Genomic DNA, 10,091 nt, shown 5'->3' with positions numbered 1-10,091 from the left:
CGCTGACCGGCGCCCTCGGCCTGTTCGGCAAGGCCGACGCCGACAGCAAGGTCAAGATCTCGGTCGCCGGGATCGCGATGACGGCCGCCGCGCTGGCCCGCGTCTCGACGCCCGCCCGGGCGGCGGCCCTGCTCGACCAGGCCGAACGCGCGGCCGTCGCGACGCGGGACCCGCGGGCGGTCGCCTACGTCGTGGAGGGGCGGGCGCTCACCGCGCGCACGGACGAGCGCGCCCGGCACTTCGTCGCGCTGGCCCGGCGGCTGCGCGGCGAGGCCGGCCGGCCGCGGCCGCCCGGCGAGCAGCCGGACCTCGACCGCCTCGAGGAACGCCTCGGCTGACAGGGCCCGGGCCTCCTCGTCGTCGGCGACGCCCACGTGCACGTGGCAGCCGCAGGTCAGCTGCTCGCGGCCGATCGGGCCGGAACCGCTGACAGCGGTGCGCCGGGGTGCCAGGCTCGTCGGCGTGGTCCGGATCCAGCTGCACGGCCGGTTCGTGGTGCTCGTCGAGGGGCGGCCGGTGGAACAGCGGCTTCCCGGGCGACGCGGGCGGGCCCTGGTGGCCTACCTCGCCTGCCGGCGCCGCGCGGTGGACCGGTGCGTGCTGGCGGACGCGCTCTGTTCGTCGGGCACGGACCTGACGGCGCTGCTGTCGAAGGTCCGCGCGGTGCTCGCCCCGATCGAGATCGTCGGCCGGCAGAGCGTGCAGCTCGTGCTGCCGGAGGGCGGCCTGATCGACTCGGCGGTCGCGGCCGAGGCGGCGCACCGGGCCGACGCGGCGGCCGCCCGCGGCGACTGGCCGGAGGCCTGGACGCACGCGTTGAGCACGCTGTTCGTGACCCAGCGCCCCTTCCTGCCGGATCTGCACGAGCCGTGGGTCGGCGAGCAACGCGAGGAGGTCGGAAGGCTGCACCGCCGGGCGCTGACCTGCTACGCCGAGGCCTGTCTGGCGCTGGCCACGCCCACCGAGCTGGCCAGCGCCGAGCGCAGCGCCCGCGAGCTGGTCCGCGCCGCGCCGCTCGACGAGAAGGGACACCGGCTGCTGATGCGGGCCCTCACGGGGCGCGGCGACCGGGCCGAGGCGCTGCGGGTGTACGAGCGGCTCCGCCGGATGCTGCTCGACGAGCTGGGCGTGGGCCCGGGCCCGGAGACCCGTGCGGTGCACGAGGAGATCCTGCGGTAGCAGGCCGTTGCGCCGTCCGGAGCAACCGCTGCGGCAGGAATTCGGCAAGGTCGCGCCGAGGCGGCCGCGGATACTCGTCGGCGGACCTGCCGGGGAGCGCCCCGGCCCTCGACGAGGAGGGAACTGCGATGAAGCAGGTCAGTTGCGAGTGCGGCTACTCCACCCGATCCGAGAGCGAGGACCAGATCGTCAGCACGGTCCTGCAGCACGTGGCGATCGACCATCCCGACCTCGCGGCGTCGGTCACGCCCGACGTCGTCCGCGGCTGGATCGAGATCGTCCCCTGACGCCCGCCCGACGGCACCGGCCGGCGGGCCGCGGAGGGGGCGGTCCGCCGGTCAGGCACCCTTGACGTTCACGAGCTGGCGCAGGGTGTGGCGGACCTCGACGAGGTCGGCGGCGTCGGCCATCACCACGTCGATGTCCTTGTACGCGGCGGGGATCTCGTCGAGGAACGCGGCGTCGCGGCGGTACTCGATGCCGACCATCGCCTTGTCCATGTCCGCGAGCGTGAACGCCCGCCGGGCCGCCCGGCGGGCGTAGGCGCGGCCGGCGCCGTGCGGGCTGCTCGCGAAGCTCGCCGGGTCGCCCTTGCCGGTCACGACGTAGCTCGCGGTGCCCATCGAGCCGGGGATCAGGCCGGGGCGGCCCGCGTCGGCCCGGATCGCGCCCTTGCGGGACAACCAGACGGCGTGGCCGAGGTGGTGCTCGCGGGCGGTGAAGTTGTGGTGGCAGTTGATCCGCTCCCGCTCCTCGACCTCCGCGCCGAGGAACCGGCCGAGGAGCTCCAGGAAGCGGTCCATCATCTCCTCGCGGTTGGCCAGCGCGAAGTGCTGCGCCCACTCCAGGTCGCGCACGTACTCGTCGAACTCGCGGGTGCCCTCGGCGAGGTGCGCGAGGTCCCGGTCCGGCAGGCGCAGGCTGCGGCACAGCTCCTGCGCGACGCGGATGTGGTGGCGCGCGATCGCGTTGCCGATGCCGCGCGAACCGGAGTGCAGGAAGAGCCAGAGCACGCCGGACTCGTCGGCGGTCAGCTCGACGAAGTGGTTGCCGCTGCCGAGGCTGCCGAGCTGGAGCTCCCAGCCCACCCGCGTGAGGTCCTCGTAGAAGGGCAGCCGGTCACCGGCCTCCTCGCTCAGCGCCGCGACCCGCGGCGCCGCCGTGTCGCTCACCGTGCGGTTGTGGTGGCCCGCGCTGAGCGGGATCCGCTTCTCCACCGATCGCCGCAGGTCGCCGAGGGCCCGGCCGCCCAGGTCGTCGCGGGTGAACTGCGTGCGGACGGCGATCATCCCGCAGCCGATGTCCACGCCCACGGCGGCGGGCATGATCGCCTCGACGGTCGGGATGACGGAGCCGACGGTCGCGCCGGCGCCGAGGTGCGCGTCGGGCATCAGGGCCAGGTACGGCTGCACGAACGGCATCGACGCGGTCCGCTCGGCCTGCGCGAGCGTGGCGGGCTCGAGGATCGAGGCCCAGCTGTAGAGCTTGTCGTTGATCTTCTGCACGGGGTCCTCCCGTCCGGGGCGTTCCCCGTCCGGGCCCGATCTCACGCGAGCCGGGCCCCGATCCGGCGCAGCAGCGCGCCCGCCTCGATGAGGCACCTCTCGCGGTCGAGGTCGACGAGGGCGTGCGCCTCGCGGATGCCCGCGGCGGCGAGCTCGGCGGCCGACACCTCGCACCGGCCACAGGCCGCGACCACCGGCACCCCCGCCGCCCGGGCCGCCGCGGCGACACCGGCGGGTGCCTTGCCGTGCAACGTCTGCGCGTCCATGGCCCCCTCCCCGGTGACGACGAGCGCGGCGCCGGCCAGGTGCTCCGCGAACCCCACCAGCTCCAGCACGACCTCGATGCCCGGGCGCCGCCGGGCACCGAGCACCGCGAGGGCGGCGAAGCCGACGCCGCCCGCGGCCCCGGCGCCGGGAACGTCAGGTGAGCTCCCCACCAGCCGGGCCCAGTGGGCGAGGCCCGCTTCCAGTGCGGCGACCTCCTGCGGTCCCGCTCCCTTCTGCGGGCCGTAGACCGCGGCGGCGCCGTCGGGGCCGAGGAGCGGGTTGTCGACGTCGCAGGCCAGCACGAGCTCCACCGTCCGCAGCCGGGGGTCCAGCGCGGTGAGGTCCAGGCGCGCGGCGCGCGCGAGTGCGGCCCCACCGTCGGGCACGGGGTCGCCCGCGGTGTCGAGGATCCGGGCGCCGAGGGCGGCGAGCAGGCCCGCGCCGCCGTCCGTGCACGCGCTGCCGCCGACGCCGAGCACGATCGTGTCGACGCCCGCGTCGAGCGCCGCGGCGACGAGCTCGCCGGTCCCGCGGCTGGTCGCGCCCAGCGGGTCCGGACCGTCCGGCAGCAGGGCCAGCCCCGACGCCGCCGCCAGCTCGACGACCGCGACGCCGTCGCGCACCGCGACCGCGGACTCCACCGGCTTGCCGGTCGGCCCGCACACCGTCACGGGCACCCGGGTGAACCCGGCGGCGAGGGCGGCCTCGAGGGTGCCCTCGCCGCCGTCGGCCACCGGCAGCTCGCGGACCTCCCGCCCGGCCGCGCGGAGGCCGGCGGCCAGGTGGGCCGCGGCCTCCGCCGCCGTGAGCGAGCCCTTGAACTTGTCCGGCGCGACCAGCACGTGTCCGGTCACGGGAGCGGGATCGTCGCCGTCGGGGCGTGCTCGCGGGTGGTGGCGAGCTCCTCGAACTCCACGACGGCGTCGATGTCCTGCCCCATCGCGATGTTCGTGACCCGCTCCAGCACGACCTCCACGACCACCGGCACGCGGTGCAGCCGGGCCAGCTCCTGCGCGCGGGCGAACGCGCCGGGCAGGTCGGCCGGATCGGTGACGCGCAGCGCGTTGCAGCCCAGGCCCTCGGCGACCTTGACGTGGTCGACGCCGTACTTGTCCAGCTCGGGCGAGTGGATGTTGTCGAAGCCGAGCTGCACGCAGTAGTCCATGTCGAACCCGCGCTGCGCCTGCCGGATCAGCCCGAGGTAGGAGTTGTTCACGACGACGTGCACGTACGGCAGGCTGAACTGCGCGCCGACCGCCAGCTCCTCGATCATGAACTGGAAGTCGTAGTCGCCGGAGAGCGCGACCACCGGGGCGTCCGGGTCCGCGACCCGCACCCCGAGCGCCGCCGGGACGGTCCAGCCGAGCGGCCCCGCCTGCCCGCAGTTGATCCAGTGCCGCGGCCGCTGGACGTGCAGGAACTGCGCGCCCGCGATCTGGCTGAGCCCGATCGTGCTGACATAGCGGGTGTCGGGGCCGAACGCCTTGTTCATCTCCTCGTACACCCGGTGCGGCTTGATCGGGACGTCGTCGAAGTGCGTGCGGCGCTGCAGGGTCCCCTTGCGCTCGACGCACTCCCGCACCCACTCGGTGCGGCTCGGCAGCGCCCGCTCCCGCGCCGCCTCGAGCATCCGGCGGAGGAACGCGCCGGCGTCGGACACGACCCCGTAGTCCGGGGCGAACACCCGCCCGATCTGGGTGGGCTCGACGTCGACGTGCACGAACCGCCGCCCGCGCCGGTAGACCTCCAGCCCGCCGGTGTGCCGGTTCGCCCACCGGTTCCCGACGCCCAGCACCAGGTCGGACGCGAGCAGGGTCGCGTTGCCGTAGCGGTGCGAGGTCTGCAGCCCGGCCATGCCGGCCATCAGCGGGTGGTCGTCCGGGATCGCGCCCCAGCCCATCAGCGTGGGGATGACGGGGATGTCCAGCAGCTCGGCCAGCTCGACGAGCTCGGCGCAGGCGTCGGCGTTGACGATCCCGCCGCCGGCCACGATCACCGGCCGCTCGGCCGATGCGAGCAGGTCGAGGACCTTCTCGGCCTGCGCGCGGGTCGCCTCGGGCCGGTGCACCGGGAGCGGGCTGTAGGTGTCCGGGTCGAACTCGATCTCCGCCTGCTGGACGTCGATCGGCAGGTCCAGCAGGACCGGGCCCGGCCGGCCGGACCGCATGAGGTGGAAGGCCTGCGCGAGGGCGCCGGGCACCTGGGCGGGCTCCCGGACCGTCATCGCCAGCTTGGTGACGGGCGCGGCGATGGACGCGATGTCGACCGCCTGGAAGTCCTCCTTGTGCAGCTTCGCGACCGGCGCCTGTCCCGTGATCGCGAGGATCGGGATGGAGTCGGCCATCGCGGAGTAGAGCCCCGTGATCATGTCGGTGCCCGCGGGTCCGGAGGTGCCCACGCAGACGCCGATGTTGCCGGCCTCGGCGCGGGTGTAGCCCTCGGCCATGTGCGAGGCGCCCTCGACGTGCCGCGCCAGGACGTGGGTGAGCGCCCCGTCCTGGCGCACGGCGTCGTAGAACGGGTTGATCGCCGCCCCGGGCAGGCCGAAGAGGTGCGTGACGCCCTCCGCCCGCAGGATCGCGACGGCGGCGTCGACGGCGCGCATCCGGGTCATGACCGCGCCCTCCCGTCCGCCCGGCCCCGCCCGGACAGCTCCTCGACCTGCAGCAGCAGCGCGCTGTGGTCGAGCCCGCCGTGCCCCTGCGCCCGCAGCGACCCGACGAGCTGGGCGACGTGCGCGCCCAGCGGGATCGCGACGCCGGCCTCCCGCGCCGAGGCGGTGACGATGCCGAGGTCCTTGTGGTGCAGGTCGATCCGGAAGCCGGGGGCGAAGGTGCGGGCGCGCATGGTGGCGCCCTTCCGGTCGAGCACCGTGCTGCCGGCGAGGCCGCCGCCGAGCACCGCGAGCGCGGACTCCGTGTCCACGCCGTGCGCCTCCAGGAACACCAGCGCCTCGGCGACGAGCTGGATGTTGCCCGCGACGATCAGCTGGTTGGCCGCCTTCACGGTCTGGCCCGCGCCGGAGGGGCCGACGTGGACCACGGTCTTCCCGACGACGTCGAGGAACGGCCGGGCCGCGGCCACGTCGTCGGGCTCCCCCCCGACCATGATCGACAGGATGCCCTCGACCGCGGCGGGCTCGCCGCCGCTGACCGGGGCGTCGACCGGGCGGATGCCGCGCTCGCGCTCGGCGTCGGCGATCCCGCGGGCGACGTCCGGGCGGATGGTGGAGCAGTCGATGTGCAGGGTCCCGGGCTTGGCGTGGGCGAGGATGCCGTCCTCGCCGAAGACCAGGGCCTCGACGTCCGGGCTGTCCGGGACCATGGTGATCACGACGTCGGCCTCGCGGACCGCGTCGGCGGTGTCGGTGGCGGCGCGCCCGCCGCGTTCGACCAGGACGTCGACGGCGAGCCGGGACAGGTTGTGGCCGACGACGTCGTGGCCGGCCCGCACGAGGTGCGCGGCCATCGGGCCGCCCATGATGCCGAGGCCGATGAAGGCGATCGTCGTCTTTCCGGGCGTGGTCATGCGTCTTCCTTTCCGAGCCACGCGAAGTCGGGTCGCGTGGGGACGTACTCGAGCGCGGTCCGGCCGCGGTAGCCGGCGGTGTCCAGCGCGCTGAGCAGACGGTCGAAGTCGAGCTCGCCGGTGCCGGGCTCGTGGCGGCCCGGTGCGTCGGCGAGCTGGACGTGGGCGATGCGGTCGGCGTACCGCGCGATCACGGCGTCGAGGTCCTCGCCGTTGACCGCGAGGTGGTACAGGTCGGCGAGCAGGCCCAGGTTGGGCGCGCCGACCCGGTCGAGCACCGCGACGGCCTGCGCGGCGGTGCGGATCGGGTAGCGATCCGCCCCGCTCAGCGGCTCCACCACGACGCTCGCGCCGAGCCGCTCGGCCTCCTTCGCAGCGTGCGCGAGGTTCTCGGCGGCGAGCTCGTCCTGGCCGGTCCTCCCGTCGATCCGGTTGCCGTACAGGGCGTTGAAGATGCGGGTGCCGAGCCGCTCGCCGAGCCCGACGGCCACGGCGACGGAGTCGCGGAACTCCTGCTCGCGGCCGGGCCAGGAGACGAGCCCGCGGTCGCCGGCCGGCATGTCACCGGCCGCGAAGTTGAGCCCCACGAGCTGCACGCCGGCGTCCTCCACGGCGCGGGCGAAGCGTTCCACCTCGGCGTCGGACGGGGCGGCGGTGGGGAAGGGCCACCAGAACTCGACGGCGTCGAACCCGGCGTCGGCCGCGGCACGCGGCCGCTCGAGCAGGGGCAGGTGGTTGAGCACGATCGAACAGTTGAGGGCATGACGAAACGCCACGAGAATTCCTCCGAGACGTTCGCATTATGGAACCATAATGCGATTTTCTGGGGCCTCTGAATCGCGTTGTGGAACCATAGTGCGAGTCGAGGCGGGTCTGGGGACGTTATGGAGCCATAACGTCTTCTACTGGGCGGACCGCCAGCGGGTCCGGAGGGACTCGCGGCCGGCCTCGGTGAGGGTGCCCCACAGGCGTACTCGGGAGAGGCCGCCGTCGGGGTGGATGTCGAGGCGTACCTCGGTGACGGCCGGGCGGTCGGCCAGCACGAAGCGGTGCCGCGTGTCGGGCTGCAGTGGGGTGTCCAGCAGGTCCTGCCAGGCACCCTCCCCGCTGCGGCCGCGCAGGACGGCCGAGCCGGGGGCGTTGTACAGGAAGTACGAGGTGTCGATCTCGGCGACGGCGATCCGGCCCTCGGTCCCGAGCCCGAGCTCGACCCAGTCGTTGCCGGCGTCGCGGCGCCGCGCGGTCTCCCAGCCCTCGCCCATGGAGCGCGCCGGTCCGGGCAGCAGCAGGTTGTGCGGGCTGCTGTAGAAGCGGTTCGACACGTCGCGCACGTGCCCGCCGTTCTCGATCGCGGCCAGGTCCACGGTGCCGAGCACGTCGAGCAGCGCCGGGTCCGGCAGGGCCTCGCCGTGCACGCGCAGCCGGGCCACGCCGCCGTCGGGCACGATCCGCAGCCGCACGTGCGTGACGCGCCGGTCGCTCCGCACGTCGAAGGCGTTCTCCGAGTCCCCCTTGAGCGGCGAGAGGGGCACGAGCTCGAACCAGGTGGTCCCGTCCGGGCTCCCGTCCACCGCGCCCTCCGGCGGGTAGTTGCCGGTGAACCAGGTCGTGTCGACCACGACCCGCCGGACGACCCCCGGCGCGCCGAGCCGGACCACGGCCTCGTCGTGCCCGGGCGAGCGGCGCCGGCGGGTCTCCCAGCCGTCGTAGACCTTGCCGCGGTGCCCGAACGTGGTCGGGTCGAACACCGGCGGGCCGGGGACGATCAGGTTCTCCTTGGCCGCGAAGGACTCGTCGGTCGCGGAGACCACGGCACCGCCCAGGGTGCGCAGGGCGAGATCCGGGTGCATCAGGCGTCTCCTCTGCCGATCAGCCGGCCCGCGGGCCGGTCGGGGTCCACCCGTTCGCCGCGCAGCCAGGTGCCGCGGACGACGCCGTGCAGCGTGCGGCCGGCGTACGGGGTGGTGGGGTGGCGGTGGGCGAGCGTGCCCACCGCGAAGGTCTCGTCGGGGGCGACCACCGCGAGGTCGGCCGCGGCCCCCGGGGCGATGCGGCCCTTGTGGCGCAGGCCGACCAGGTCGGCGGGGGCCGTCGCCATCCGGGCGACGACGTCGGCGAGCGACCAGCCGCGCCGGCGCGCCTCGGTCCACACCACCGGCAGCCCGATCTGCAGCGACGCGATGCCGCCCCAGGCCGACCCGAAGTCGCCGGTGCCCTTGAGCTCCGGCGTGGCGGGGGAGTGGTCGCTGACGACCATGTCGATCACCCCGTCGGCCAGCCCCTGCCAGAGCGCGTCCCGGTTGGCCTCCTCGCGGACCGGTGGGCAGCACTTGAAGCGGGTGTCGCCGTCGGGCACCTCCTCGGCGGTCAGCGCGAGGTAGTGCGGGCAGGTCTCGACGGTGACCCGGACGCCCTCGGAGCGGGCCTCGGCCAGCAGGGGCAGGGCGTCGGCCGAGGACAGGTGCACCACGTGCACCCGCGCGCCCGTCCCGCGGGCCATCCGGACCAGCCCGGCGATCGCCGAGTCCTCCGCGGCGCGGGGCCGGGAGGCGAGGAAGTCCCGGTAGCGACGGCCGTGCGCCTCGCCGACCAGGGCGCCGTCCTCGGCGTGCGCGAGCAGCAGGCCGTCGAACGAGGCCAGCTCGCGCAGCGCCCCGCGCGGGTCCGGCAGGGCCGGGAACTCGGGGACGCCGCTGTCGAGCAGGAAGCACTTCACCCCGAACACGCCGGCCTCGTGCAGCGCGCGCAGCTCCTGCTCGTTGCCCGGGATCGCGCCGCCCCAGAACCCGACGTCGACCGCGCACCGCCCGTCGGCCGCCTTGCGCTTGACCTCCAGCGCCGGGACGTCGACGGTCGGCGGCAGGGCGTTGAGCGGCATGTCGACCAGTGTCGTGACGCCGCCGGCCGCGGCGGCCCGGGTGGCGGAGGCGAACCCCTCCCACTCCGTGCGGCCGGGCTCGTTGACGTGCACGTGCGTGTCGACGAGGCCGGGGATCAGCACCTCGTCCGCGGCGAGGACGACCTCGGCGGCGTCGAGCGTGCCGTCGGCAGCCGCGTCCCGGTCCAGGACCGCGGCGATCTGCCCGTCCTCGACCAGGACGGCCGCCGGCCGTTCGGCCCCGTCGACCACCGCGCGGGACGCCCGGAAGACCGTCCTCACGACGCGCCCCGATAGGCCCGCCAGCTCGCCAGCTCCGAGATGTCGGTCCGGGGCGCCGGGTGGCCGGTGCGCAGGACCATGGCGAGTGACCCGGAGCCGTCGGCCAGCTCGACCACGCCGAGCTCCAGCCCGTCCGGCTCGCCGGGGAGCAGCACCTCGCGGAGCTGCGCGTACGTCATCTCGTAGACCTCGCCCTCGACCGCGGCGGCACCGCCCTCCTCGAGGGCCGGGTACCGGCCGTCGACGGCGTGGAAGCGGTAGCGCGGGGCGGTCCGGGTGCGGGCGACGAGCGGCGCGTCGCCGACGAGGTGGTGGTCGGCCCCGCCGGACATGGCGGTGCCGTTGAGGAACATGCGGGGCATTGCGCACCTCCGGTGCCTGTGCGCGGTGAATGGTTGAGGAGGACCAAAGACCGCGCACAACGGGAATCGGGGGCAGAAGGTGTTGTGGTC

General features: G+C 75.0%; 11 protein-coding genes. 3 read left to right on the top strand and 8 right to left on the bottom strand.

Annotated features, from left to right (window positions below):
- The 3 genes from AB0B41_RS41540 to AB0B41_RS41530 all read left to right on the top strand — a co-directional run.
- A partial coding sequence (locus tag AB0B41_RS41540) for a hypothetical protein (protein WP_358212541.1) occupies nucleotides 1-338 on the top strand: 338 nt, incomplete at its 5' end.
- Between the two features lie 124 nt (nucleotides 339-462).
- Complete coding sequence (locus AB0B41_RS41535; protein ID WP_358212539.1) at nucleotides 463-1,179, top strand: BTAD domain-containing putative transcriptional regulator; 717 nt, start codon at nucleotides 463-465, stop codon at nucleotides 1,177-1,179.
- A 128-nt stretch (nucleotides 1,180-1,307) separates the two neighbouring features.
- On the top strand, nucleotides 1,308-1,466 hold the full coding sequence (locus AB0B41_RS41530) for a hypothetical protein (protein ID WP_358212537.1): 159 nt from the start codon (nucleotides 1,308-1,310) through the stop codon (nucleotides 1,464-1,466).
- A gap of 51 nt (nucleotides 1,467-1,517) precedes the next feature.
- Here AB0B41_RS41530 and AB0B41_RS41525 read toward each other — a convergent pair whose 3' ends face one another.
- The 8 genes from AB0B41_RS41525 to AB0B41_RS41490 form a co-directional block, all read right to left on the bottom strand.
- On the bottom strand, nucleotides 1,518-2,684 hold the full coding sequence (locus AB0B41_RS41525; RefSeq protein WP_358212536.1) for an RtcB family protein: 1,167 nt from the start codon (nucleotides 2,682-2,684) through the stop codon (nucleotides 1,518-1,520).
- 41 nt (nucleotides 2,685-2,725) lie between these two features.
- On the bottom strand, nucleotides 2,726-3,805 hold the full coding sequence (locus AB0B41_RS41520) for a glycerate kinase (protein ID WP_358212534.1): 1,080 nt from the start codon (nucleotides 3,803-3,805) through the stop codon (nucleotides 2,726-2,728).
- On the bottom strand, nucleotides 3,802-5,565 hold the full coding sequence (gene gcl / locus AB0B41_RS41515; protein ID WP_358212533.1) for a glyoxylate carboligase: 1,764 nt from the start codon (nucleotides 5,563-5,565) through the stop codon (nucleotides 3,802-3,804). The genes AB0B41_RS41520 and gcl overlap by 4 nt, the downstream gene beginning before the upstream one ends.
- The gene (locus AB0B41_RS41510) at nucleotides 5,562-6,479 is read right to left on the bottom strand and encodes a 2-hydroxy-3-oxopropionate reductase (protein WP_358212532.1); all 918 of its coding nucleotides are present in this window, start codon (nucleotides 6,477-6,479) and stop codon (nucleotides 5,562-5,564) included. The genes gcl and AB0B41_RS41510 overlap by 4 nt, the downstream gene beginning before the upstream one ends.
- Nucleotides 6,476-7,255 (bottom strand): TIM barrel protein, encoded by a 780-nt coding sequence (locus tag AB0B41_RS41505; RefSeq protein WP_358212531.1) that lies wholly within the window; start codon nucleotides 7,253-7,255, stop codon nucleotides 6,476-6,478. Before AB0B41_RS41505 ends, AB0B41_RS41510 begins: the two co-directional genes overlap by 4 nt.
- Nucleotides 7,256-7,381: 126 nt before the next feature.
- Nucleotides 7,382-8,329 (bottom strand): allantoicase, encoded by a 948-nt coding sequence (alc, locus tag AB0B41_RS41500; RefSeq protein ID WP_358212530.1) that lies wholly within the window; start codon nucleotides 8,327-8,329, stop codon nucleotides 7,382-7,384.
- Nucleotides 8,329-9,639, bottom strand: a complete 1,311-nt coding sequence (allB, locus tag AB0B41_RS41495; RefSeq protein WP_358212529.1) for an allantoinase AllB — start codon at nucleotides 9,637-9,639, stop codon at nucleotides 8,329-8,331. Before allB ends, alc begins: the two co-directional genes overlap by 1 nt.
- Complete coding sequence (locus AB0B41_RS41490; RefSeq protein WP_358212528.1) at nucleotides 9,636-10,001, bottom strand: gamma-glutamylcyclotransferase; 366 nt, start codon at nucleotides 9,999-10,001, stop codon at nucleotides 9,636-9,638. Before AB0B41_RS41490 ends, allB begins: the two co-directional genes overlap by 4 nt.
- Nucleotides 10,002-10,091: the final 90 nt, after the last annotated feature.

The organism is Pseudonocardia sp. NPDC049154 (assembly GCF_040648315.1).
Lineage (GTDB): Bacteria > Actinomycetota > Actinomycetes > Mycobacteriales > Pseudonocardiaceae > Pseudonocardia.
Note: the sequence above shows the minus strand (reverse complement) of the source record. Positions and strands in the feature narration are given on the sequence as shown.